Raw genomic sequence first — 23,735 nt, 5'->3', positions numbered from 1 at the left:
GGGCGATGGGGTGCGACGGGCGATGAAACTAGCGCTGGGAGTTTGGACGTTACCCGTCGGGCCGGGCGGACTCCACCGTGTCGACGGTGCGGGTGTACTCGGCGGCCAGACCGTGCAGCAGTGCGTCCAGGCCGAGGGCGAAGGCTCCCTCGTCCACGCTCTGCTGGTGCTCGGCGAGCCGGTGGGCCTGGCGCAGGTGCGGGTAGTGCGCCGCGTACAGCTCGGGGTCCTCGACGAAACCGCGGGCGAACGAGCCGAGCGCCGACCCGGCCACGAAGTACCGCAGTGCCGCGCCGATGTGGGTGGCGCGGGCCGGCGGCCAACCGGCCCGGACCAGCCCTCCGTAGACCGCGTCCGCCATGGCGAGGGCCGCCGGTCGACGACCCGGGCCCTGCGCCAGGTACGGCACGACGTTCGGATGCGCGGTGAGCGCCCGCCGGTACGACCACGCCCAGTCCCGTAGCGCGGCCAGCCATTCCCGGCTGGCGAAGCCGCTGGTGTCGACGGCACCGGTGACCGTGTCGGCGACCGCGTCGAGGATCTCGTCCTTGGTGGCGAAGTGGTTGTAGAGCGAGGGACCCTGCACGCCGAGCGCGGCGGCGAGTCGGCGGGTGGAGAGCGCGTCCAGCCCGTCGGCGTCGATCAGCGCGAGCGCCGTCTCGACGATCCGGTCGCGGGTGAGCAGAGGCCGTCGAGGTCGGGGCACGTCAGAACTCCTCGGTCTGCGGTGTCCCTCCCCGTGGGAACCACCTGTTCACGCACCCTATCGGGGACCGCCTGCGGGCGGGCGTCACCACGTCGGCCGGAGAAGGGGTCTGGACGAATGAAAACTTACACCGCTAGTTTATGAGGGACCGCTACGGCCCGTGGCGGCGCACCACCACGCCGACCGAGGGGGAACCGTGGACTTCGCACTGTCCGACGAGGAACGCGCCGTCCGGGACACCGTGCGCGCGTTCATCACCCGTGAGGTGATGCCCCTGGAAGCGGAGGTGCTCCGCCGGGAACGGGCGCACCAGCCGGGCCTCGACCACTCCGAGGTGCGCGAACTGCAACTCAAGGCGCGCAAGTTCGGCTTCTGGGGCCTGGCCACCCCGGAGGAGTACGGCGGAATGAACCTGCCAGCCGTACTCCAGTCGTTGATCTGGACCGAGCTGGGCCGCACGTTCGTGCCGTTCCGCTTCGGCGGCGAGGCGGACAACATCCTGTTCCACGCCACCGAGGAGCAGAAGCGGGAGTTCCTCATCCCGACCATCGAGGGCGAACGACGCTCCTGCTTCGCGATCACCGAGCCGGGCGCCGGGTCCGACGCGGCCAACATCCGGCTGTCCGCCCGCCGGGACGGCGACGACTGGATCCTCGACGGCGAGAAGACCTTCATCACCGGCGGTCACGACGCCGACTTCGCCATCGTGGTCGCCGTGACCGACCGGGAGAAGGGCGCCCGCAACGGCGGCGCCACCGCGTTCCTGGTGGACCGGTCGATGGGCTGGCGCTCGGAGTTCATCCAGACGATGGGTGAGGGTGGGCCCGCGTCACTCATCTTCGACGGCGTACGCGTGCCGCACCGCAACATCCTCGGTGAGATCGGGCAGGGCTTCACGCTCGGCATGGAGTGGATCGGCAAGGGGCGCTACACCATCCCGTCGCACGCCATCGGCATCGCCGAGCGGGTGTTGCAGATGGCCATCGAGTACGCCAACACCCGGGAGACCTTCGGCACGAAGATCGGCACCAACCAGGCCATCCAGTGGATGATCGCCGACTCCGAGACGGAGCTGGAGGCGGCCCGCTGGCTGGTGCTGCGCTCGGCGTGGACGGTCGACGCGGGCCTCGACCCCCGGCACGCCTCGTCGATGGGCAAGCTCTACGGCGCCGGCATGGTCAACCGGGTGGTCGACCGGGTGCTCCAGATCCACGGCGGCATGGGCTACACCCGGGAGCTGCCGATCGAACGCTGGTACCGGCAGGTCCGGCTCTACCGGATCTTCGAGGGCACCGACGAGATGCAGCGGCTGATCATCTCGCGGGACCTGCTGCGCGGCTACACGAAGATCGGTGGCCACCTGGCCTGACGTCGAATGTCCGCCCGTCGTGAACAAAGTGGGTCCGCCGGTCATCTACCCCCATGACAGCTGCCATTCAGCCAGAGGGGGATGTTCCATGCACCTACGAATCAGGGCCGTGGCGACGGCGATCGTCGTCGCCACGGTCGGCGCCATCGCCATCCCGGCCGCGCCGGCGTCGGCCAACGTCAGCCAGGGGTACGTCGCGGGCTCGGGCACCTGGACCGACGACTGGAACGACGAGGGGCCCATCTCCGCGTCGACCCGCTCGTACAACAACGTCGTCGCGATGTGGCAGTTGATCCTCTGGGCGGACGGTTACCTCGCCCGCTCGGGCGTCGACTGCCGGTTCGGACCGGCGACGACCGCCGCCACCAGGAAGTGGCAGACCGCTCGGGGCCTCGTCGGTGACGGCGTCGTCGGCCCCCGGACGCTCGCCAGGGCAGCGACCCGACTCGCCGTGTACGAGGGCGAGGGGTGGTTCTACTACGACGGAGCCGGCAGCAACATCCTTCACTTCGGTCGCCTCGCCGACGGCACGTGGGACATGAGCCTCGGGATCGATCTGGAGTGGCGAGCCCTCTCGTACACCGCGGCGACCTTCAGCGTCTGCTCCTGACGCGGCTGAGGACGGCCGGTCGCGCGCCCGGCCGTCCTCGGCGCCAGGTTCAGCCGGTCAACGCCGTCAACGAGGCGTCCACGTCGGCCTCGGTGGAGTAGATGTGGAACGAGGCCCGCACCCGTCCGGCCCGCACCGCCGCCCGGATACCGGCCGCCGCCAGACGCTGCTCCGCGTCCGGCACGTCCACGGTGACGATGGCGCTCTCCCCCGGCTCCCGGCCCAGCCCGGTCAGGAACCGGTTGGCCAGCGCCACGTTGTGCGCCCCGATCGCCGGCACGCCGATCTCGGCGACCACCTCCAAGGCGGGCGCCGCACCGACCCAGCTGAACCAGGCCGGTGAGATGTCGAACCGGCGGGCGTCGTCGGCCAGCCGCAGCGGCGGGCCGTAGTAGGAGGCGTGCGGGTCGCGGCCCGCGTACCAGCCGGCCGCGTCGGGACGCAGCCGCTCGCGCAACCCGGGGGCCAGATAGGCGTACGCGGTCCCGCGCGGATTCATCAGCCACTTGTAGCCGCCCACCGCCACCACATCGGCCCGGCTGCCGTCGAACGGCAGCCAGCCGCACGCCTGGGTCGCGTCCACCGCCACCAGCGCGTCGTGCGCGCGGGCCGCGGCCACGATCTCGTCGTACGGCGCGACCGCCCCGTCGGCCGACTGCACCAGGCTGAACGCCACCAGGTCGGTATCGGCGTCGATGGCGTCGACCAGAGACCCCAGCGGCACCACGCGGACCTTGACGCCACGCTCCTCCTGCACCAGCCAGGGGAAGAGATTCGAGGTGAACTCAACCTCGGGGACCACCACAGTGGCACCGGCCGGCAGCGCCGCCGCGACCGGCGCGAGGAGCTGGGACACCGCCGCGCCGACGGCCACGTCAGCGACCGGCACCCCGATGAGGCCGGCGAAGGTGACCCGAGCCCGGCTCGTCGACTCGCCCCAGCCCTCCCACGACGTACGGCCGACCCGCCAGACCGCGAGAGCCTCCTGCAACGCCGCCCACGCCGGCTCCGGCGGCAACCCGTAGCTGGCGGTGTTCAACCAGCCAGGCTCCGGCTCCCACAGCTTCTGCGCCTGCTCGATCTCCATGCCCTCGACGCTAGGCCGAACGACGCGCGACGGGCACTACCAATCGGCGATCGGCGGCCCGTCCGGTGGCGGGCCGGGAGCCGGCTCATCGGCGGCGGGCGGGCGGGTGGATCCGGGCGAGACTGTCGGCGAGGCTGGCGAGCCACCTGTCGACCTCCACCAGGTGCCGGACCGACTGATGGTCGGCCTCGCCGAGGAGCGGACGGATCCGGTCCAACTGGTCGACGCAGGTGGTCGAGACGGGCTCCCGGTCCGATGCCCGGCCGTTGGCGACGTCATCGGCGAGGGCGTCGTACGCCGATCGCAGGCGTCCGGCGGAGTCCCGCAGGAGCGTCGCCGCCCCGGGCCAACCGGCCAGGCAGCCGGGCGGGTTGCGCCGCAGCAGTGACTCCGCTCCGGGCGCGACGTGGTGCCCGGCGCTCAGCACGGCGTCCCAGTTCACCTGTTGCCGGTGCGGATCGTGCCGCTCCGAGTGGTACTGGCAGTACGACGAGTCGATGAGGACCATCCGGCGACGGACCCGGTCGAGGGCGCCCGAGGGCGGCGGAGCGTCACCGAGGATCGCCTGGACCGTCTGTTCGACAGTGTCCGCGCTGGCCGCCAGGTAGCGAGTGGCGTTGCGCCGCAGGTCGTGGCCCGCGCCGCGCGGCCACATCGCGACCCCGGCGAGCACGCCGATCACCGCGCCGAGAAGCACGTCGACGAGGCGCGCCTCGGCGAGCCGCCACCCCTCCGGGCTGAGCTGGGCGAAGACGACTGTCAGCAGCACTGTGAACAGCGCCTGCTGCCACACCGGGCCGAGTAGCTGGCCGACGCCGAAGGCCAGCAGCAGGGTGACCGGCAGGACGACGGCGTACACGATCGGCTCGTCGACGACGAGCATCACCCCGCCGCTGACGGCCGCACCGACGATGGTCCCCAGCACGGCCGGGCGCAGCGCCGTGCGGGTGTCGGCGGCGGACGTGCGCAGGACCGTGAGGGTGGCCAGCAGCACCCAGAACCCGTGGGTCAGCTCCAAGACCCCGGCGGCCACCCGGGCGATGGCGAGCGCCACGGCCAGCCGCAGCGAGCTGTGCAGGTGGGCCGAGCGCGGTGCCAGGTGTGAGCGGAACTGCCACCAGTACAGCGTCCACGGGCTGCGCCGGGCGTACGCGAACAGCTCCGAGGAGTCGTCGCCGCCGATCCGCGCCCCGGTCGCCACCCGGGAACCGACGACGAAGACCCGCACCTGGTCCGCGAGGGCCAGCGCCGTCGCGTCCCGGCACAACCGGGGTACGTCCGGCGCGTCGCGGACCTGGCCGGAACCCACCGGGTACGCCGCCTCGGCTCGTCCGACCGCCACGTCCAGGTCGGCCGGGGCCACCGCCGGGGCACCCGGCGACAGGCTCCGGCCGGCCGCGCGGGTGGTGTCCGCGCACGAGCGCAGCAGACGCGCCGCTGCCAGGTCCGGGATCGGCTCCGGCGGGGCGGCCGCCGCCAACCGGTCCGCGTCGGCGAGCACCTCCCGTAACGCTGCCCCGCAGATCCGCAACGCCCGATCCTGGGCGCCCGCCGCGGTGGGCGCCCACGCCGGAGGGCTGCGGTTCAGCGCGATCGCCGCCACCACGTCGTGCGCCCGCTCGCGTCGCGCGTCCCGATCACCCACGGCGGCGTGCGGGTCGGTCAGCCGCTCGGCGGTGGCGTCGAGGAAGGCGGCGATGCCGTCGGCCGCCTCGGCCAGGCGCTGCCGGTAGGAGACCGGCACCGGGTCGGGCCAGAGGAACACCTCGGCCGCGGCGAGCAGCACGACGGCGAGGGTCACCCCACCGAGTCGCTCCGGCAGGGTGTCCGGTTGGTACGGCGGGAACGACGCCAGGATGTAGAAGAGCTGGAACGCGCTGGCCAACCCCACCAGGCGCGGGTTGCCGACCCCGGCGAACGCCACCACGAACCCGACGACCAGCATGCCACCGGCGGCCGCCCAGGTGCTCCACGCCAACAGCGAGCCCACCGCGATCAGCGCCCACATCACCGGCAGCGACAGCACGAGGATCCGCGCCCGTTGCGGCGCCGGACCAGGTAGCTGCGCGAACGACCCGGCGGCGATCGTGCCGAACAATCCGTACGTGGCGAGCGTCGAGCTGCCCGCCCCGTACCGGCAGCCGTAGAAGACGACGGACGCGACGAGCGTCAGCCGGACCGCGCGCCGCAGGACGGCGTCACCCGGGTCACGGCGGCGAAGCCGGCCAAGGAGGCTGGTTGCGAGCACTACCGCTCCCCCGGTTCGTCGCGGCAACCCTCCCCGGCCCACCATTCTTCACCGCGCCTCGCGACCGGCGGAGCGTTTGGCGACGAATCACCGCCGGGAGCCGCCGAGCAGGCCGAGCCGGAGGGCCCGGAACAGGGTGCCGGGGCGACTCAGGGCGGCCGGGTGGTCGAGCATGGTGGTGACCCGACCCAGCCGGGCGTTGAGCACCGGGTCGGTCAGCGACGCCCGGAAGAGCAGATCCCCGAACCACTTGGTGACCTTGTAGCCAGGCGGGTACGGCCCGTCGACGTGCGGCAGCTCGATGTCGGCGGTGGTGGAGATCTGCCAGGCGGCGTCGACCACCACGCGGACCTGGTCGAAGTACGCGTGCGCGGGCTCGTCGTGCGGCTTCGGACCGGAGCGCAGGTACTTCGACAGGCAGGAGGCGTGCAGTGTCGCGGAGGTCATTCCCTGGCCGTACACCGGGTTGAAGGAGGCGACCGCGTCGCCGGTCGCGACCAACCCGGCGGGCAGACGGTCGAGCTTGTGGAAGTCTCGGCGTCGGCTGTCCGCCTGGTGGTACGTGACCACCCCGCCGAGCATCTCCCCGTTTTCGGCGATGTCGCCGAACATCTGCGGGTAGTGCTCCCGGCAACGGGCGGTGAAGTCGGCGACGTCACGGCTGGGCCGGTCCCCGTCGTAGCCGGCCACCAGCATGATCCAGCGGTCCCCCTCGACCGAGTTGATCCCACCGATCCGGGCGGTACGCCCCTTGCCCGCCATGGTGTGGAAGACCGCCACCCAGGCGTCGCTGACCGCCTCGTCGCGCTTGAAGAGCGCCGTGGCGTAGTTCAGCTTGATCGGCATGCGGTGCAGCGGCGGGCGCGGCCACCCGTGCTCGGCCAGCCAGTCGCTCAACCGGCTGGACCGCCCCATCGCGTCGACCACCAGGTCCGCCGCTTCGACGACGGGCGCGGTGCCGCCCTCGGGCACGTACCGGGTGCCATTGACCCGCCGCTCGTCGAAGAGCAGACCCTCGGCCCGGCCGTACACCATGCGGATGTTGTCGATGGCGAGGGTGCGTCGGCGGACCAGCGCCTCCAGGAACGGACGCGTGGTGATCAGCGCCGGACCGGTGCCGGTCGCCGCGGGCGGCAGACCCAACATGCCGTTCACGTAGACCTTCGCGGTGCCCGGGTCGTTCGGTGGTGGCGGGGCGCCGAGCGCGAGCGCCTCGTCGGCGATGCCGGGGAACCAGCGCTCCAACTGGACCTGACCGGCGGGCAGCAGCGCGTGCACCTGACTGCCCTGGGGCACGCCCGGCCGTGGACCGGCGTCGACATCGGACGGATCCCGTTCGATGATCAGCACTTCCTCGGCGTGGTCGCTCAACACCCGGGCCGCCAGCAACCCGGCCATGCTGCCACCGAGCACCACCGCCCGTCGCATGACCACTCTGGTCTCGGCGGGTGGTTCGGCCGTCGCTATCTCGGCGAAGAGCCGGGACGGAGAGGCGGGCATGCGATCACTCCTCGAACGGTCGGGAAACCTCGGCATTCACGACCGTAACCATCGCGACGCCAGCCGTCAGCGCTGAGTTGGCCCGCCATTTCGAGTTGGCGCCCCGGATGCGGTGGTCAGATGGGCGGCGAGCCCTGCCGGCCAGGACCGCGCCGGATCCGGCGACCAGCTATAAATGTCTGATGAGTGCCCATGCCGGTGCGACCCGGCCCCCGCGTGCCCCGGCCCTTCCGGACCCCGGGCCGGGCAGCCGAACCAGGCCGGTCGCCTGGTGGGGCTTCCTGAGCCTGGTGGTGGCCGCCCTGGCCGCCTGCACGCCGGCGGGTGACTCGCGCCGGCACGCCACCCCGCCGGCCACCGGTGCGGCGCCGTCGACGGACGCCAGTGGTGGTGGGCCACCCTGCACGACATCGGTTGACACGCTGCCAGCACCGCCGGCGGGCTACCGGTTGGTGGGCGAAGACGTGGCGGTGCCCACCGCCCCCGTGATGTCGGCGGAGGATTCCGGGGAGGCCGATCCGGCGGCACGGCTGTTCGCCAAGTGGGGGCTCGTCGTCCGCGCCGGGACGGTCGCCGACCTGCGGGTGGCACCGGGCTGGCAGGACAAGGCCCGGCTCGGCTGGGGCGGCACCGGCACGCCCGCGGCGACCGTCACGGTGCACGCCTGCCTGCCGGAGGGTGGGCAGGCTCAGTGGTTGGCCTTCGTCGGCGGCACCTGGGTCGCGCAGGTCGCCTGCGTACCACTCATCGTGACGTCGAATGGCCAAACCGACCGCGTCGACGTCGGCATCGGCGTCCCCTGCGACAAGACCACCGCCCCCTAGCCCTGCACGCGCACGCCCACCCCACCTCAGCCCTGGTTGATCAAGAGGTTTGCGTCACCTATCCCGGGGTGTCGTGACGCAAACCTCTTGATCAACGGGGGGACGGCGTCGCTGCGGCACTGCGCCGCCGCGACCCCGGGTCCACGCCTCGACTCAGGCCGGGACTCCGGCCGGCGTGGTCTCCTTCTCGTCGGGGCGGGACGCCGCCTCGTCGTCGTGCTCGTCGACCATGGTGGCCTCGTCGAACGGGTCGTTGCCGCTCAGCACCGCGGTCGCCCGCTCCCGGTCGAACTCGCCGGTCCAGGTTCCTACCAGCACCGTCGCCACCGCGTTGCCGGCGAAGTTGGTCAGCGCCCGAGCCTCCGACATGAACCGGTCGATGCCGACGATCAGCCCGACCCCGTCGACGAGGTCCGGCCGGTGCGACTGGAGGCCGCCGGCCAGCGTGGCCAGCCCGGCGCCGGTGACCCCGGCAGCGCCCTTCGACGCGATGATCATGAACAGCAGCAGCGAGATCTGCTCGCCGATGGCCAGCGGCTTGCCCAGCGCGTCGGCGATGAACAGCGACGCCATGGTCAGGTAGATCGCCGTACCGTCCAGGTTGAACGAGTAGCCGGTCGGCACCGTGATGCCGACGACCGGCTTGCTCACACCGAAGTGCTCCATCTTCGCGATCAGCCGCGGCAGCGCCGACTCCGACGACGAGGTCGACAAAATCAGCAGGAACTCCCGGCCCAGGTAACGCAGCAGCGAGAAGATCGAGATCCGGGCCACGAACCACAGCAGCGCGCCCAGGAACACCAGCACGAAGATCAGACAGGTGGCGTAGAAGCCCACCATGATCTGGGCGAGGCTCTTGAGGGCGTCCACGCCGGTCGCGCCGACCACGGCGGCCATCGCGCCGAACGCGCCGATCGGCGCCAGCCACATGATCATGGCAAGGACCTTGAAGACGACCCGCTGGATGACGGTGATGGCGCTGAGCACCGGCTCACCCCGCCGGCCCATGGCCTGTACGGCGAAGCCGACCAGCAGGGCGACCAGCAGCGTCTGGAGCACCTTGCCCTCGGTGAGCGAGGAGAGCAGCGTCGTCGGGATGATCCCGAGCAGGAAGTCGGCCGTACCGGCGGCCTCGTCACCGGCGGCGGCCTTACCGGAGCCGACCAGGTCCGGGCCGAGGTTCAGGCCCGAACCGGGGTGGATGAGGTTGCCGACGACCAGGCCGATGGCGAGCGCGACCGTCGACATGGTCAGGAAGTAGCCGAGGGCCAGGCCGCCGACCTTGCCGACCTTCGCGGCCTGCCGTACGGAGCCGACGCCGAGCACGATGGTGCAGAAGATGACCGGGCTGATCATCATCTTGATCAGGTTGACGAAGCCGGTGCCGATCGGCTTGAGTTCCTTGCCGAAACCGGGGGCGACCAGGCCGACCACGATGCCGGCGACCACGGCCACGATGACGGCCAGATACAGGTAACGGGTACGGTCCCGGCGGACCGCCGGTGCCGGGGTGGTGGCGGATGCGGTGGTGTCCATGTCGACAATGTGAAGCGCGTCTCACCCGTTGACAGCCTTGCGGTCATTCTGTTCACCGCGTTGGCGGAAACGGTGGCGCGACTGAGGAGGGTGGTGAAGGTGGCCCGACGCCAGTGGAGCATCGCGGGGCAACTCTTCGCCCTCCAGGCGATGGTGGTGACGCTGCTCGTGCTGGCCGGCGCGGCGGGCGCCGTCTGGCTGGCCCGCAGCGACTCCCGCCAGGCCGCGCAGGAGGAGGTGCTCGCGGTGGCGCAGACCGTGGCCAACTCCCCCGACGTCCGCGAGGCCCTCACGACCGTCGACCCCGCGAAGGTCCTCCAGCCGTACGCCGAATCGACAAGGAAGGCCACGGGCACCGACTTCGTGGTGGTGATGGCCCCCGACCGCACCCGTTTCTCGCACCCGACCAAGGACCGGATCGGCGAGCCGTTCGTCGGCGAGATCGGGCCCGCTCTGGCGGGCCGCCCGTTCACCACCACCAACGTCGGGACGCTCGGCGAGTCGGTGCGCGCGGTCGTTCCGGTGTACGACGAGCAGCGACGCCTCGTCGGTCTGGTCTCGGTGGGCATCACCACCCGCGCGATCGACAAGAAGCTGCTCGGCCAGTTGCCGGTGCTGTTCGGTGTGGTCACGCCGGCTCTGGCCCTCGCCGCGACGGGCTCCTGGCTGCTCAGCCGCCGGCTCCGCCGCCAGACACACGGTCTGGGGCCGGCCCAGATGACCCGGATGTACGAGTACTACGACGCCGTTCTGCACTCGGTGCGGGAAGGTCTCGTCGTGCTCACCACCGATCGTCGGGTGGCGCTCGTCAACGACGAGGGCCGCCGGCTGCTGGGGCTCGACGCGGACGCGCCAGTCATCGACCAGCCGGTGGCCGGGATCGACCTGCCGCCCGCGGCGGCCGAGCTGCTCGGCTCCGGCCGCGACGCCCGCGACGAGCCGATCGTCGCCGGTGACCGGGTGCTCGTCGCCAACCAGCGGACCACCCGCTTCGAGGGCGCGGTGCTCGGCACCGTACTGACCCTGCGCGACCAGACCGAGCTGCGCACCCTGGCCAGCGAGCTGGATTCGGTGCGCGCGTTGACCGAGGCGTTGCAGGCGCAGACCCACGAGTCGGCCAACCGGCTGCACACCGTGCTGACGCTGGTGGAGCTGGGTCGCGCCGACGAGGCCGTCCGGCTCGGCACCCGGGACCTGGCCCTCGCCCAACAGTTGACCGACCGGGTGGTCGGCGCGGTCACCGAGCCGGCGTTGGCGGCGCTGTTGCTCGGCAAGTCCGCACAGGCCGGCGAGCGCGGAGTGGATCTGGTCATCGAGCCGGACTGCCGCCTCGACGACAGCCCACTGCCGACCGGAGATCTCCTCACCGTTGTCGGCAACCTCGTCGACAACGCCCTGGAGGCGGTGGCCGGTACGCCGGCGCCGCGCCGCGTGCGGGTCTTCGTCGGCGCTACCGGTGACGAGCTGGTGGTTCGGGTAGCCGACAGCGGCCCCGGTCTGGCACCTGAACGGGTCGCCGACGCGTTCCGGCGCGGCTGGTCCACCAAGAGCACCGGTCGGGGTCTCGGCCTGGCGCTGGTCGGCCAGGTGGTACGCCGGCACGGCGGTAGCGCCGAGGTCTGTCGCTCCGACGACGGCGGCAGCCTGTTCACCGTTCGGCTGCCGGGCAGAACAGGGCGGTCATGAGCGCCATCCGGGTACTCGTCGTCGAGGACGAGCCGCTGCTGGCGGAGGCGCACAGCGCGTACACCGAACGGGTTCCCGGTTTCGTGGTGGTCGGGGTGGCGCACACCGCGCGGGCGGCGATGGCGGCCCTGCGCGCGGGCGGCGGCGGCGACGTGGACCTCGTACTCCTGGATTTTCGGCTGCCCGACCTGCACGGCCTGGACGTCTGCCGGGCGCTGCGCGCGGCCGGCAGCAGCGTCGACGTGCTCGCGGTGACGTCCGCGCGGGACCTGGCGGTGGTGCGCACCGCGGTGTCCCTCGGGGTGACCCACTACCTGCTCAAGCCGTTCACGTTCGCCGCGTTCCGCGACAAGCTGGAGCGGTACGCCGACTACCGCGCCCAGGCGCTCGCCGACGGCGAGGTCGCCGCCCAGCACGAGGTGGACCAGATGTTCGCCACCCTGCGCGGCACCGCCGGGCACAGCCTGCCCAAGGGGCTCGACGCGCAGACCCTCGATCGGGTACGCGCCGCGCTCACCGACGGCACCCGCACGGAGGTCGGGCTGTCCGCGACCGAGGTGAGCGCGCTGACCGGCATCTCCCGGGTGACCGCCCGCCGCTACCTGGAGTACCTGGTGACCGTCGACCGGGCCGCCCGCACCCCCCGCTACGGCACCCCCGGCCGCCCCGAGGTCGAGTATCGACCCCGTTGAGCATGGAACAACTCCGCCCGACATCGGCGGCGAGGTGCCACGCATTGACCTGGAAGTGGGAGAATCGACGACGGACCGACTCCCGGAGGTGAGCTGTGACGTCGAGCAACGCCGAGCGGATGCCCGAGTGGCCGGCAGCCGAGCACGTGCCAGCCGAGGAGTTGGCCCGCCGTCAGGGCATTCGACCGATCGCTTCCGTGGACGACCTGGCCCGGCCGGGCCTGTTCGAGTCGGACGAGGAATTGGACGAGTTTCTCGCCGACCTGTACACCTCTCGGCGGGCCGGCGCCGCATGAGCCTTGTCGTTCTGGACACCGACGTGGCATCGGCAATCCTCCGAGGCCGGGGACGCCCCCGACCGACAAACGACTCCTGGATCGCGGCTTGCTGCCTGGTCGACCGGCTGCCGCTGGCCACCTTCAACGGCAAGGATTTCGCCGACTTCGCCGAGTACGACGGGCTACGTCTCTTCGACGTCTCCTAGCTTTGACAGCTCCGAGTGTGGCTGCCCGGTACTGCAAGGCGGTGGCAGGCCGGGAACCCGGTGGCGGGGCGGAGATCCGTTGTTAGACTCGGCGGAGTTGGGCTAGTGACACGACCAGGGAGACCAGACATGGCGGGTGACGACGACATCTCCGGGTGAGACCGGATGTGTTCGGCCATCGGTTCGGCGCGCGTTCGGCGCAGCCGCCGGGGCCATGTCGTCGTTCCACCGGTTCCCGTTGTCGTCGGGCGGCTGAGGCGCGCCCACCCCACCCTCTGAGGTCACTCGCATGTCTGATGCGTTCATTGTCTGCTCGAACCTTTCCTTCTCCTGGCCGGATGACACCCCGGTCTTCTCGGAGCTGTCCTTCACCGTCCCGGGCGGTCGCACCGGCCTGGTCGCGCCCAACGGCGCCGGAAAGAGCACCCTGCTGCGGCTGATCGCCGGGGATCTGCGGCCCAGCGGCGGCAGCGTCACCGTCGACGGTGTGCTCGGCTACCTCCCGCAGACGTTGCCGCTGGTCGGCGACCTGAGCGTGGCGCAGGTGCTGGGCGTCGCCGAGCGGATCGCCGCGCTGCACGCTATCGAGGCCGGCGACGCCGCCGAGGAGCACTTCGCCACCATCGGCGACGACTGGGACATCGAGGAGCGCACCCGCTCGGAGCTGGACCGCCTCGGCCTGGGTGAGCTGTCGCTCGACCGCCGGCTGCACACCCTCAGCGGCGGCCAGGTGGTCTCCCTCGGTCTGGCGGCGCAACTGCTGCGCCGCCCGGACGTGCTGCTGCTCGACGAGCCGACGAACAACCTGGACCTGGAGGCCCGGCACAAGCTCTACGACGTCCTCACCGAGTGGTCCGGGTGCCTGCTGCTGGTCAGCCACGACCGGGAACTGCTGGACCGGATGGACCGCATCGCCGAACTGGACCAGGGCGAGATCCGCTGGTACGGGGGCAACTTCACCGCGTACACCGAGGCGGTGCAGGCGGCGCGGGAGGTGGCCGAGAGCAACCTGCGCAACGCCGAGCAGGAGGTGAAGCGGGAGAAGCGGGAGATGCAGCAGGCCCGCGAACGGGCCGACCGGCGGGCCAGCAACGCCTCGAAGAACCTGAAGAACGCCGGCCTGGCCCGGATCGTCGCTGGTGGGCTCAAGCGCAGCGCACAGGAGTCGGCGGGCAAGGCGCAGGAGACGCACTCGTCCCGGCTCGGTCAGGCCAAGGCCCGACTCGACGAGGCGGGCCGGGCGGTACGCGACGAGGACCGGATCGTCGTGGACCTGCCGGACACCACAGTCCCGGGCGGGCGCACCGTCTTCTCCGGCCAGGGGATGCGGGCCCACTTCGACGACCGGGAGTTGTTCGGCGGCGACGGCGCCGACCTGGTGATCCGGGGGCCGGAACGGATCGCGCTGACCGGGGCGAACGGCGTCGGCAAGTCGACCCTGCTGCGCCTGGTCAACGGTGACCTGCAACCGTCCGGCGGTGAGCTGAGGCGCGGCGAGGGACGGATCGCGTACCTATCGCAGCGGCTGGACCTGCTGGACCTCGACCGCACGGTGGCGGAGAACTTCGCCGCGTACGCGCCGAGCCTGCCGGACGCCAAGCGGATGAACCTGCTCGCCCGGTTCCTGTTCCGGGGCGCCCGGGTGAACCTGCCGGTCGGGGTCCTGTCCGGCGGTGAACGGCTGCGCGCCACCCTCGCCTGTGTGCTCTGCGCCGAGCCGGCGCCGCAACTGCTGCTGCTCGACGAGCCGACAAACAACCTGGACCTGGTCAGCGTGGGTCAGTTGGAGAGCGCGCTGTCGGCGTACCAGGGGGCGTTCGTGGTGGTCAGCCACGACGAACGGTTCCTCGCCGAGATCGGCGTGCAGCGTTGGTTGCGGTTGGCCGACGGTCAACTGCGCGAGATCAGCGCCCCCGAGCGGGTCTGAGCCCTGCGGTCCGGCCGGCGCAGGCCGGCCGGACCGATGCGGGCTCAGCTCACGTTGGCCGGGCCGAGGACGCTCTTCAGGTCACCCATCAGCGCGGTCGTCGCCGCCACCCGGAACGGGCCCAGCCGCAGGGTGGTGGTGCGCCCGCCGTTCTGGAGTTTGACGTGCACCTCGGTGTCGCCGGGGTGCAGCACCAGGGTCTCCTTGAGTTTCTCCACCAGCGGTGGCGTGCAGCGGTGCACCGGGATGGTGAGGGTGACCGGCTTGTTCGTGGCGCTGGTGCTGACGTCCGGCATGGACATGTCCATCGCCATGATCCGTGGCGTGTCGTCGCGGCGGTCCACCCGACCCTTGACCACCACGATGGCGTCCTCGGCGATGTACTGCCCGATCACCTCGTAGGTGTTGGGGAAGAACAGCGCCTCCACCCCACCGGCCAGGTCCTCCAGGGTGGCCGATGCCCAGGCACGGCCCTGCTTGGTGACCCGGCGCTGCACCCCGGAGAGGATGCCGGCGAGGGTGACGACCGCCCCGTCGGGCACCCCGCCCTCCTCGGCCAGGGAGGCGATGGTGGTGTCGGCTGCCGCGTTGAGGATGTGCTCCAGACCGAACAGCGGGTGGTCGGAGACGTACAGGCCGAGCATCTCCCGCTCGAAGGCCAGCTTGTCGCGCTTGTCCCACTCGCTGTCACCGATGGTCGGCATCACAGTGGTGCTGCCGGTGTCGGCGTCACCGAACCCGGCGCCGAACAGGTCGTACTGGCCGACGGCCTCCTTGCGCTTGACGTCGGCGTACGCGTCGATCGCGTCGGCGTGCACCGCGAGCAGGCCCTTGCGGGGATGGTCGAGGGAGTCGAACGCACCCGCCTTGATCAGCGATTCGATCGTCTTCTTGTTGCAGACCACCGCGTCCACCTTGGACAGGAAGTCGTAGAAGTCGGCGTACTCGCCCTTTTCCTCCCGGCAGCGCATGATCGAGGCGACCACGTTCGCCCCGACGTTGCGGACGGCGGCCAGGCCGAAGCGGATGTCCTTGCCGACCGGGGTGAACGGCCCGGCCGAGGTGTTCACGTCCGGCGGCAGCACCTGGATGCGCATCCGGCGACACTCGGCCAGGTAGAGCGCCATCTTGTCCTTGTCGTCGCCGACGCTGGTCAGCAACCCGGCCATGTACTCGGCCGGGTAGTGCGCCTTCAGGTACGCGGTCCAGTAGGAGACCAGGCCGTACGCGGCGGAGTGCGCCTTGTTGAAGGCGTACCCGGCGAACGGCACCAGGACGTCCCACACCGCCTGGATCGCCTCGTCGGAGTAGCCGCGCTCGCGGCAGCCGTCCCGGAACGGGATGAACTCCTTGTCGAGGATCTCCTTCTTCTTCTTACCCATGGCCCGGCGCAGCAGGTCCGCCTGACCGAGGGTGTAGCCGGCGAGGATCTGCGCGGCGCGCTGCACCTGCTCCTGGTAGACGATCAGGCCGTGGGTGGGCGCCAGGATCTCCCGCAGCGGCTCCTCCAGCTCCCTGTGGATCGGCGTGATCTCCTGGAGGCCGTTCTTGCGCAGCGCGTAGTTGGTGTGCGAGTCGACGCCCATCGGGCCGGGTCGGTACAGGGCCAGGACGGCGGAGATGTCTTCGAAGTTGTCCGGCTTCATCAACCGCAGCAGTGACCGCATCGGCCCGCCGTCGAGCTGGAACACGCCCAGGGTGTCGCCGCGGGCCAGCAGCTCGTACGCGGCCTTGTCGTCCAGGGGCAGGCCCAGCAGGTCGAGCTTGCGGCCGTGGTTCAGCTCGATGTTCTTGACCGCGTCGTCGATGATCGTCAGGTTGCGCAGGCCGAGGAAGTCCATCTTCAGCAGCCCGAGCGACTCGCAGGTCGGGTAGTCGAACTGCGTGATGATCGCCCCGTCAGCGTCGCGGCGCGTCAACGGGATGTGCTCGATGATCGGCTCGGCGGACATGATGACGCCGGCGGCGTGCACGCCGGTCTGCCGGATCAGCCCCTCGATGCCCTTGGCGGTGTCGATCACCTTGCGGACGTCCGGGTCCGAGTCGTACAGGCCGCGGATCTCGCCCGCCTCGGCGTAGCGGGGGTGCTTGTTGTCGAAGATGCCGGTGAGCGGGATGTCCTTGCCCATCACCGCGGGTGGCATCGCCTTGGTGATCCGGTCGCCGACCGCGTACGGGAAACCGAGGACCCGAGCCGAGTCCTTGATCGCGGCCTTCGCCTTGATCGTGCCGAAGGTGGCGATCTGGGCGACCTTGTCCTCGCCCCACTTGTCGGTGACGTACTTGATGACCTCACCGCGCCGACGCTCGTCGAAGTCGATGTCGACATCCGGCATCGAGACCCGCTCGGGGTTGAGGAACCGCTCGAAGATCAGGCCGTGCTGGATCGGGTCCAGGTCGGTGATGCCCAGCGCGTACGCGACGAGCGACCCGGCGGCCGAGCCACGGCCCGGCCCCACGGCGATGCCCTGGTTCTTCGCCCACTGGATGAAGTCGGCGACCACCAGGAAGTAGGACGGAAAGCCCATCTGGTTGATGACACCCAGCTCGTACTCCGCCTGGACGACGTGCCCCTCGGGGATCCCGTTCGGGTAGCGGCGACCCAGGCCGGCGAAGGTCTCCTTGCGGAACCAGGACTCCTCGGTCTCCCCCTCGGGCACCGGGAAGCGCGGCATCAGGTTGTGGAACTCGAACATGCCCTTCGGGTCGACCTTCTCGGCGACCAGCAGGGTGTTGCGGCAGCCCTCCTGCCACAGCTCGGACGAGTCCACAGCGCGCATCTGGTCGGCGCTCTTGATGAAGTAGCCGCCACCCTCGAACCGGAACCGGTTGGGGTCGTCGATGTTGCTGCCGGTCTGCACGCAGAGCAGCACGTCGTGGGCGGTGGCCTGCGCCTCGTGGGTGTAGTGGGAGTCGTTGGTGACCACCGGCGGGATGTCCAGCTTGCGGGCGATCTCGGTGAGCCCCTCGCGGACCCGGCTCTCGATGGAGAGGCCGTGATCCATGATCTCCAGGAAGTAGTTGTCCTTGCCGAAGATGTCCTGGTAGCTGGCGGCGACCTTGAGGGCCTCGTCGAACTGGCCCAGCCGCAGCCGGGTCTGCACCGCGCCGGACGGGCAGCCGGTGGTGGCCATGATTCCCTCGGCGTGCTCGGCGATCAGCTCCATGTCCATCCGGGGCCACTTGACGTAGTGCCCCTCCATGGAGGCGCGCGAGTTGAGGGTGAAGAGATTCTTCAGGCCCTTCGCGTCCTTCGCCCACATGGTCTTGTGGGTGATCGCGCCGTTACCGGAGATGTCGTCGCTCTTCTGCTCCGGGCGACCCCACTTGACCCGCGCCTTGTGGTAGCGCGACTCCGGCGCCACGTACGCCTCGACGCCCAGGATCGGGGTGATCCCGGCGGCCATCGCCTGGTTGTAGAAGTCGTTCGCGCCGTGCATGTTGCCGTGGTCGGTGATCGCCACGGCGGACATGCCCAGCCGCTTGGCCTCGGCGAACAGGTCCTTCAGTCGGGCCGCTCCGTCGAGCATCGAGTACTCGGTGTGCACGTGCAGATGCGCGAACGAATCAGCCATGCGTGGCGCCCCCCGGCGGTGTGGATCTTGTTGGTCGGAGCCGACCGGGACCTACCCTACCGAGGTGATCTCGGCGGCTCCACCGTCCGCGCCGAGGGTGGCCCTCGTCTCCTGATCCAACCCGCGTGCGCCTAGTCTCGGAGGATGGCGAGGTACTACGACGTGCACCCGGAGAACCCGCAGCCCCGGGTCATCGGCCAGGTCGCCGACCTGATCCGCGGTGGTGGGCTGGTGGCCTATCCGACGGACTCGTGCTACGCGCTCGGCACCCAACTGGGCAACCAGGACGGGCTGGACCGGATCCGGCAGATCCGGCACCTCGACGACCGGCACCACTTCACGCTGGTCTGCCACGACTTCGCGCAGCTCGGTCAGTTCGTCCAGATCAGCAACGCGGTCTTCCGCCTCGTGAAGGCGTCCACCCCGGGCAGCTACACCTTCATCCTGCCGGCCACACGGGAGGTGCCCCGCCGGATGCTGCACCCGAAGAAGCGGACCGTTGGCGTGCGGGTCCCCCGGCACACAGTCACCCAGGCGCTGCTGGCCGAGTTGGCCGAACCGCTGGTGTCCAGCACCCTGGTCCTGCCCGGCGACGACGAGCCGATGACCCAGGGCTGGGAAATCAAGGAACGGCTCGACCACCAGCTCGACGCGGTGCTCGACGCGGGCGACTGCGGCAGCGAGCCGACGAGCGTGATCGACCTGTCCGGGCCCGAGCCGGAAGTCCTGCGCCGGGGAGCCGGGGACGTGTCCCGCTTCGAGTAGGGCGCCGGTTCGCGTCGGGTGCCGGACGCTACGGGGCCACCGCAGCGTCACCGGTCGTACGCTCGGGGATCGGCACCGGCGAGCATTGGACACCCGGCATGCCCGACGCGGACGACATCGACGCCCTGGCCCGGTCCGCCGCGCACGGCGACCCGGCCGCCCTGGACGCCCTGCTGCTCGCGGTACGCCCCGAGGCGCTGCGGCTGTGCGCCCGGTTCCTGCCCAACCGGGAGGACGCCGAGGAAGCCTGCCAGGACACCCTCCTGGCCCTGGCCAACGGCATCACCCGTTTCGAGGGACGCTCCTCGTTCCGTACCTGGCTGCACCGGCTCGCCGCCAACCGGGCTCGCTCGACGTACCGCACACTGCGCCGCCGCTGGCGGTTGGAGGCCGGCGGCGTACCGCTGCCCGACCGGGCCGACCCCCGACGGACGAGCGTGGTCGCCGGCACCCGCCTCGACCTGCTCGACGCCTTCGACGCCGTCCGCCCCGACCTCGCCGAGGTGGTGGCCCTGCGCGACGTTCTCGGGCTGAGCTATCCCGAGATCGCCGAACTACTCGACGTGCCCGTGGGCACTGTGAAGTCCCGGTTGCACCTGGCCCGCCACCAGGTCCGGCAACAGCTCGGCGCCGACGCGGGCTGAGTCAGCGAGACGGCTGTGGCATCGGAGGGGAGGTCGGGTGGTTGCGCTCCGCCGGGCCGTCGGCCGCGCGGTCACCGCGTTCGCGGCCACCGTGTCGGTCGCCGCCTGCGGCAGCGACGCGGTCTCGCCGCTGCCCGTACAGCCGCCGTCGCCGTCGCCGTCGGTGGTGGCGTCGCCGGTGGTGGCGTCGACGCCCACGCCATCGGTGACGCCCGGTACCAGCCGGTCGCCCTCGCGGGCACCGTCGACCATCGGGCCGCCCCTACCGGTGCCGCCCCCGCCGGTGAGAACCCGGGGTACGCCCCAGCGGCCGACCTCGCCACCGACGACGCCGACCAGCAGTTGTCAGGGCGCGGTCCGCTACGACCTACCGCTGGCAGAGACCGAGCTGGAGCTACTGCGTTCGCTCTGTTTCGCCACCGGCGCGGTGCTGCGGATCCAGGGCATCGGGCCCGGTCTGGTCACCGTCGACCGGCCGGATCTGGTCTCGCAGCACTACGAGGCCGGGGTGGTGGACATCCGGTTCGTCCGACCCGGCACCGTCGCCGTCACGATCCCCCAGGACGACCGCGCGCACACCATCACCGTGGTGGTCCGCTGAGCGCAGGCTCTGGTGCAGGCTGGCGTCAGGGGGTCACCGACGCCGGGGTGGGTCGGCGTCGCCTGCGGAGCAGTTCGCCGAGCGCCACACCGGAGAGCACCAAAGCGGCCGCCACCCCCAGTACCAGCCCGGGCAGGTGCGCGGCGAGCGGCGCGAGGACGACGGTGGCGGCCACGCCGAGGACGTGGGACAGCGCCGCCCGCCCGTAGACCTCGTGCTCCAGGAACGCCCGACCGCAGAGGAACAGGCCGGTGCCGCCCAGCATGAGCGCCGTCATCACACTGCCAGGGGGTTCACCGGGCTCCGCGACGACCCGCTCGACGCTGGCCGCCGTGCTGACCACACCGGCCACCATCAACCAGTGGGCGTACGGGTTGGTCTGCACCAGCCGGGCCCGGTGCGGTGAGGCCTCGATGGCGGTACGCAGGGTCGCCCCCGCTCCTCCCGCGTAGCTCCACCACAGCACCACGGCCGTCAGGAACGCGGTGCCGAAGGCGGCTATCCGGTCCGGCGTGAAGGGCGCATGGCTCAGGCTGAGGACGGTGACCAGGACGAGTTCGCCCAGGGTGAGGGTGTAAATCTGCTGGTACCGCTCGGCGAGGTGCTCCGGCGACACCTCGTACTGCGGCAGGGCCGGCCGTCCGGGGACGGGGAAGCGGAACCCGAACCCGACGTAGTCGACGGTCAGTGCGGCGAGCCACACACCGAGGCGCCAGCCGGGGTCGGCCAGCACACCGCCCACCACCCAGAGGGCCCCCGCGCTGAGGGACCAGACCAGGGCACGGAGGGAGCGCTCCCGCCCCTGCCCACCGTGCTGTGACCGGACGAGCACCAGCCCTCGGCCCAGGTTTATCGCGGCCCAGGCCCCACCGAAGACCAGACCGTGGTCGCTGAAGGCCGTCGGCAGTGCGGCGGACATCAGCATGACGCCGAACATGATGCCGAGGATCAGGTACGGAATCGGCCGCCTGCGCGGGCTGTAGGTGTCGGTGATCAGCGTCGTGGTCACCCACACCGCCCAGAGCGTCGACAGGAGGAGCAGCGCCTGACCGAGGCCGGTCCAGCTCTGCTCGGCGGCCATCTTCCGCGAGACCAGGGTCAGGCTCGCGACGAAGGCGAGGTCGAAGAAGAGCTCCAGCAGGTCGGCACGCTGCGGCCCGCCCTTCACCCGGGTCAGCGGCCGACGCGGGTCCTCCGTCACGCTGACAGCCTCACACCGCAGGACACCTCGTCGGGGCCTTTTCTCGCAGCGGGCGGTCAGCGCACTCGCACTCCGGCCAGCAGGGTGTCCACGAACGCGGTGTCGGTGTCCAGCGGTGGCGTGATCTGCACGTACACCAGTGCAGCGCCGCCGGGGTGCAGGGCGGCCGACTCGACGATGCGCGGCCGGCCCTGGTCGCAGCGGTACGCCACCACGATCCACTCGACGCCGGCCTGCCGGGTGGCGCGGGGCGGCGCGGGCGTGCAGTCGCCGTGCGTGCGCTCGGCCAGGAATCCGGCCGGGGTGGTGCGGGCCGCCGTGGCGGTGGAGAGGCCGACGAACGCGCCGGGCAGGCGAGGGTCGGCGGCCCACCGGCGCGGTTGCGGCGACAGCACCAGGGCCGGTTCGGGTTCGCCGTCGGTGCCGTACTGACCGGCCCAGGTGGCACCCGCCGCCGACCAGCCGGGCGGCAGCGCCACGGTCAGCGGCCCGGTCGTGTACGTGCCGCCGACCGACCGGGCGGACCCGGTGCCGCCCGGCTCGACGCCCACCGCCCCCACCACGGCGAGGGCCACCACCGCCGCGGTGGCCCGCCGCCACCGGTGACGGCGGCGCGCCTCTGCCCGGAGGCCCGGTGGTCGCCGCGCGTCGGTCGGCGCAGCCCGGCCCGACGGGCCGGCCGACGCGGCAGGGCCAGTCGCGCGGATCAGCGCGGCGTGCAGGGTCGCGGCGTCGGGGTAGCGGTCGGCCGGGTGGTGGGCGGTGGCCCGGGCAAGCACCGCCGCGACAGCCGGAGGCACGTCCTCCCGTAGTCGGATCTCCGGGGCGCGGCCAGCCGATTCGGGTCCGGACGGGTTCGCGTGCGACGGGCCGGCGGCGAGCAGTCGGACGCCGAGCCGCCCGAGCCCGTACACGTCGGCACGGGTGTCGACCACAGCGCCCGGATCGTCCTGCTCGGGGGCCATGTAACCCGGGGTACCGGCGCGGGCGGTCAGGCCCGAGGCGGCGGCGAGCGCCTTGGCGAGGCCGAGGTCGGCGATCAGCACCTGTTCCGTGCCGCCGGGGCCGGCGGCACGGAACAGGATGTTGCCCGGGGTGAGATCGCGGTGCACGACGCCGTGCCGGTGCAGCACGGAGACCCCGGCGCAGACCTCGCCGAGCAGGCGCAGCGCCGCTGGCGCGGGGATCTCGCCGGCAGCCAGCCGGTCCCGCAGGCTGCCTCCGTCCGCCCAGGCCAGGACCGCGTACGGGCGGCCGTCGGGCAGCTCACCGACGGCGTGCACCCGGATCAGCCGCTCGTGCTCCAACCGCCGTAGCAACCGGGCCTCGTCGAGGAAGCGCTCCCGCACCCGCAGGTCATGGCTCCAGTTCTCGGCCAGCACCTTGATCGCCACGTGCGCGTCGAGCGCCCGGTCGTAGCCCAACCACACCGTCGCGAACGAACCGACGCCGAGCAGTCGCTCGATGGCGTAGGGCCCGATCCGCAGTGGAGCCGTCACCGTGTCACCTCCGGCGGGCGTCTCTCTGCACGGTAGACCGGGCCGAGCCGGAAGGTGACGAACCGTTGGCCCCCGCGCGGTGACTAACAGGGCAGGAGTCCCATCACCGAAGGAGCCACCATGAAACGTCCCCCGATCCTCGTCACCACCGCCGTGCTGGCGCTCGGCACGCTCGTTGCGGCGGCCGTCGCTGGCCCGGCGGCGGCAGCGGCGCCTCTGGCCGGCGACGCCGCGCCCGCCTCGGCCCGTGGTCCGCTCGCCGTCGCCGTCGGGCACAGCCACCCGCAGGTGCTCAGCGTCGACGGCGTCGGCGTGTACCGCATCGGCGCCAGCCTGGCCGCGCTCACCGCGAACGGGCACATCGACTGGACCGCGCCGTCCTGCGGCACTGTGGTGCACGCCGGCGCGACCGGTTCCTGGGCGGGCGTGATCCTGCTGGCCTTCCGTGACGGGCGGCTCGTGGAGGTCGGTACGGCCACCGCACCGCCCTACTCCCCCGCCGGAGCGGCGGTCGGCATGACCTTCGCCGAGCTGGAGGACATCTACGGGCGGCGGGGCTCGCTGATCCGCAACGACGCGGGAGACGCCGAGGCGTACCTGGTGCGGGTGGGGTCGCGGGTGGAGCTGTTCACCGGGCACCCGATCCGGCCGGGCGTGGGTTACTTCCAGGTCGGCCCGGCCAGCTTCGTCGAGCGGAACTTCCGGCAGGGCGCGACTTGCTGACTTTTCCCAGGTACGGGGCGTCCGGTGTCGACCGGGCGCCCCGTACGTCGTATGGACC

Annotated in this window: 20 protein-coding genes; 12 read left to right on the top strand and 8 right to left on the bottom strand. The window is 71.5% G+C overall.

Annotated elements, in window-relative coordinates; genetic code table 11:
* Positions 1-49: 49 nt before the first annotated feature.
* Entirely contained in the window at positions 50-706 is a 657-nt protein-coding gene (locus tag ACFYPG_RS20010; protein ID WP_355007300.1) for a TetR family transcriptional regulator, read from the bottom strand.
* A gap of 196 nt (positions 707-902) precedes the next feature.
* Here ACFYPG_RS20010 and ACFYPG_RS20005 point away from each other — a divergent pair, with 196 nt between their 5' ends.
* Complete coding sequence (locus ACFYPG_RS20005; RefSeq protein ID WP_238670770.1) at positions 903-2,075, top strand: acyl-CoA dehydrogenase family protein; 1,173 nt, start codon at positions 903-905, stop codon at positions 2,073-2,075.
* Between the two features lie 88 nt (positions 2,076-2,163).
* Positions 2,164-2,685 (top strand): peptidoglycan-binding protein, encoded by a 522-nt coding sequence (locus tag ACFYPG_RS20000; protein WP_387353305.1) that lies wholly within the window; start codon positions 2,164-2,166, stop codon positions 2,683-2,685.
* 49 nt (positions 2,686-2,734) lie between these two features.
* On the opposite strand, the gene ACFYPG_RS19995 is transcribed toward ACFYPG_RS20000, so the two are convergent.
* The 3 genes from ACFYPG_RS19995 to ACFYPG_RS19985 form a co-directional block, all read right to left on the bottom strand.
* Positions 2,735-3,772: an aminotransferase class V-fold PLP-dependent enzyme gene (locus ACFYPG_RS19995; RefSeq protein WP_387353303.1), complete on the bottom strand. Its 1,038-nt coding sequence runs from the start codon at positions 3,770-3,772 to the stop codon at positions 2,735-2,737.
* 85 nt (positions 3,773-3,857) lie between these two features.
* Positions 3,858-6,020, bottom strand: a complete 2,163-nt coding sequence (locus ACFYPG_RS19990; protein ID WP_387353301.1) for an FUSC family protein — start codon at positions 6,018-6,020, stop codon at positions 3,858-3,860.
* A gap of 87 nt (positions 6,021-6,107) precedes the next feature.
* Positions 6,108-7,520 carry an FAD-dependent oxidoreductase gene (locus ACFYPG_RS19985; RefSeq protein ID WP_387353300.1) on the bottom strand — a complete coding sequence of 471 codons (1,413 nt, stop codon included), beginning with the start codon at positions 7,518-7,520 and terminating at the stop codon, positions 6,108-6,110.
* Positions 7,521-7,702: 182 nt separating this feature from the next.
* On the opposite strand from ACFYPG_RS19985, the gene ACFYPG_RS19980 reads away from it, so the two are divergent.
* On the top strand, positions 7,703-8,344 hold the full coding sequence (locus tag ACFYPG_RS19980) for a hypothetical protein (RefSeq protein ID WP_387353298.1): 642 nt from the start codon (positions 7,703-7,705) through the stop codon (positions 8,342-8,344).
* A 153-nt stretch (positions 8,345-8,497) separates the two neighbouring features.
* Here the strand turns inward: ACFYPG_RS19980 and ACFYPG_RS19975 are convergent, their stop codons facing one another.
* Positions 8,498-9,880 carry a cation:dicarboxylate symporter family transporter gene (locus ACFYPG_RS19975; protein WP_387353297.1) on the bottom strand — a complete coding sequence of 461 codons (1,383 nt, stop codon included), beginning with the start codon at positions 9,878-9,880 and terminating at the stop codon, positions 8,498-8,500.
* 93 nt (positions 9,881-9,973) lie between these two features.
* Here ACFYPG_RS19975 and ACFYPG_RS19970 point away from each other — a divergent pair, with 93 nt between their 5' ends.
* The 5 genes from ACFYPG_RS19970 (at position 9,974) to abc-f (ending at position 14,669) form a co-directional block, all read left to right on the top strand.
* Positions 9,974-11,566: an ATP-binding protein gene (locus tag ACFYPG_RS19970; RefSeq protein ID WP_387353295.1), complete on the top strand. Its 1,593-nt coding sequence runs from the start codon at positions 9,974-9,976 to the stop codon at positions 11,564-11,566.
* Positions 11,563-12,258, top strand: coding sequence for a response regulator (locus ACFYPG_RS19965; protein ID WP_387353293.1), 696 nt, complete (start codon positions 11,563-11,565; stop codon positions 12,256-12,258). Before ACFYPG_RS19970 ends, ACFYPG_RS19965 begins: the two co-directional genes overlap by 4 nt.
* A 95-nt stretch (positions 12,259-12,353) precedes the next feature.
* The gene (locus ACFYPG_RS19960) at positions 12,354-12,554 is read left to right on the top strand and encodes a hypothetical protein (RefSeq protein ID WP_355007290.1); all 201 of its coding nucleotides are present in this window, start codon (positions 12,354-12,356) and stop codon (positions 12,552-12,554) included.
* Positions 12,551-12,742, top strand: a complete 192-nt coding sequence (locus ACFYPG_RS19955) for a hypothetical protein (protein WP_387353292.1) — start codon at positions 12,551-12,553, stop codon at positions 12,740-12,742. Before ACFYPG_RS19960 ends, ACFYPG_RS19955 begins: the two co-directional genes overlap by 4 nt.
* A gap of 289 nt (positions 12,743-13,031) precedes the next feature.
* Entirely contained in the window at positions 13,032-14,669 is a 1,638-nt protein-coding gene (gene abc-f, locus ACFYPG_RS19950) for a ribosomal protection-like ABC-F family protein (RefSeq protein ID WP_387353290.1), read from the top strand.
* 44 nt (positions 14,670-14,713) lie between these two features.
* On the opposite strand, the gene dnaE is transcribed toward abc-f, so the two are convergent.
* On the bottom strand, positions 14,714-18,244 hold the full coding sequence (gene dnaE / locus ACFYPG_RS19945; protein ID WP_355007287.1) for a DNA polymerase III subunit alpha: 3,531 nt from the start codon (positions 18,242-18,244) through the stop codon (positions 14,714-14,716).
* A gap of 144 nt (positions 18,245-18,388) precedes the next feature.
* On the opposite strand from dnaE, the gene ACFYPG_RS19940 reads away from it, so the two are divergent.
* The 3 genes from ACFYPG_RS19940 to ACFYPG_RS19930 all read left to right on the top strand — a co-directional run bounded on the left by ACFYPG_RS19940 (position 18,389) and on the right by ACFYPG_RS19930 (position 20,254).
* Positions 18,389-19,009 (top strand): L-threonylcarbamoyladenylate synthase, encoded by a 621-nt coding sequence (locus ACFYPG_RS19940; protein ID WP_355007286.1) that lies wholly within the window; start codon positions 18,389-18,391, stop codon positions 19,007-19,009.
* 98 nt (positions 19,010-19,107) lie between these two features.
* Positions 19,108-19,653, top strand: coding sequence for an RNA polymerase sigma factor (locus ACFYPG_RS19935; RefSeq protein ID WP_387353288.1), 546 nt, complete (start codon positions 19,108-19,110; stop codon positions 19,651-19,653).
* Between the two features lie 37 nt (positions 19,654-19,690).
* Positions 19,691-20,254, top strand: a complete 564-nt coding sequence (locus ACFYPG_RS19930; RefSeq protein ID WP_355007284.1) for a hypothetical protein — start codon at positions 19,691-19,693, stop codon at positions 20,252-20,254.
* A gap of 25 nt (positions 20,255-20,279) precedes the next feature.
* Here ACFYPG_RS19930 and ACFYPG_RS19925 read toward each other — a convergent pair whose 3' ends face one another.
* Both ACFYPG_RS19925 and ACFYPG_RS19920 read right to left on the bottom strand, forming a co-directional pair.
* The gene (locus tag ACFYPG_RS19925) at positions 20,280-21,455 is read right to left on the bottom strand and encodes a low temperature requirement protein A (protein ID WP_387353286.1); all 1,176 of its coding nucleotides are present in this window, start codon (positions 21,453-21,455) and stop codon (positions 20,280-20,282) included.
* 56 nt (positions 21,456-21,511) lie between these two features.
* Complete coding sequence (locus ACFYPG_RS19920; protein WP_387353284.1) at positions 21,512-22,954, bottom strand: serine/threonine-protein kinase; 1,443 nt, start codon at positions 22,952-22,954, stop codon at positions 21,512-21,514.
* Positions 22,955-23,074: 120 nt separating this feature from the next.
* Between ACFYPG_RS19920 and ACFYPG_RS19915 the strand changes: the two genes are divergently transcribed.
* Positions 23,075-23,677, top strand: a complete 603-nt coding sequence (locus ACFYPG_RS19915; RefSeq protein WP_355007281.1) for a hypothetical protein — start codon at positions 23,075-23,077, stop codon at positions 23,675-23,677.
* The last annotated feature ends 58 nt before the right edge of the window (positions 23,678-23,735 follow it).

It is taken from the genome of Micromonospora sp. NPDC005553, from assembly GCF_042871765.1.
In the GTDB taxonomy this organism is placed as follows: domain Bacteria; phylum Actinomycetota; class Actinomycetes; order Mycobacteriales; family Micromonosporaceae; genus Micromonospora.
The sequence above is the reverse complement of the archived record's forward strand: the minus strand, read 5'-3'. Positions and strand labels throughout refer to the sequence as shown.

Coding starts and splice junctions, on each gene's coding strand:
- ACFYPG_RS20000 (WP_387353305.1), top strand. CDS start 2,164: ATGCACCTACGAATCAGGGCCGTGGCGACGGCGATCGTCGTCGCCACG.
- ACFYPG_RS19995 (WP_387353303.1), bottom strand. CDS start 3,772: ATGGAGATCGAGCAGGCGCAGAAGCTGTGGGAGCCGGAGCCTGGCTGG.
- ACFYPG_RS19985 (WP_387353300.1), bottom strand. CDS start 7,520: ATGCCCGCCTCTCCGTCCCGGCTCTTCGCCGAGATAGCGACGGCCGAA.
- ACFYPG_RS19980 (WP_387353298.1), top strand. CDS start 7,703: ATGAGTGCCCATGCCGGTGCGACCCGGCCCCCGCGTGCCCCGGCCCTT.
- ACFYPG_RS19975 (WP_387353297.1), bottom strand. CDS start 9,880: ATGGACACCACCGCATCCGCCACCACCCCGGCACCGGCGGTCCGCCGG.
- ACFYPG_RS19965 (WP_387353293.1), top strand. CDS start 11,563: ATGAGCGCCATCCGGGTACTCGTCGTCGAGGACGAGCCGCTGCTGGCG.
- ACFYPG_RS19955 (WP_387353292.1), top strand. CDS start 12,551: ATGAGCCTTGTCGTTCTGGACACCGACGTGGCATCGGCAATCCTCCGA.
- abc-f (WP_387353290.1), top strand. CDS start 13,032: ATGTCTGATGCGTTCATTGTCTGCTCGAACCTTTCCTTCTCCTGGCCG.
- dnaE (WP_355007287.1), bottom strand. CDS start 18,244: ATGGCTGATTCGTTCGCGCATCTGCACGTGCACACCGAGTACTCGATG.
- ACFYPG_RS19940 (WP_355007286.1), top strand. CDS start 18,389: ATGGCGAGGTACTACGACGTGCACCCGGAGAACCCGCAGCCCCGGGTC.
- ACFYPG_RS19935 (WP_387353288.1), top strand. CDS start 19,108: ATGCCCGACGCGGACGACATCGACGCCCTGGCCCGGTCCGCCGCGCAC.
- ACFYPG_RS19915 (WP_355007281.1), top strand. CDS start 23,075: ATGAAACGTCCCCCGATCCTCGTCACCACCGCCGTGCTGGCGCTCGGC.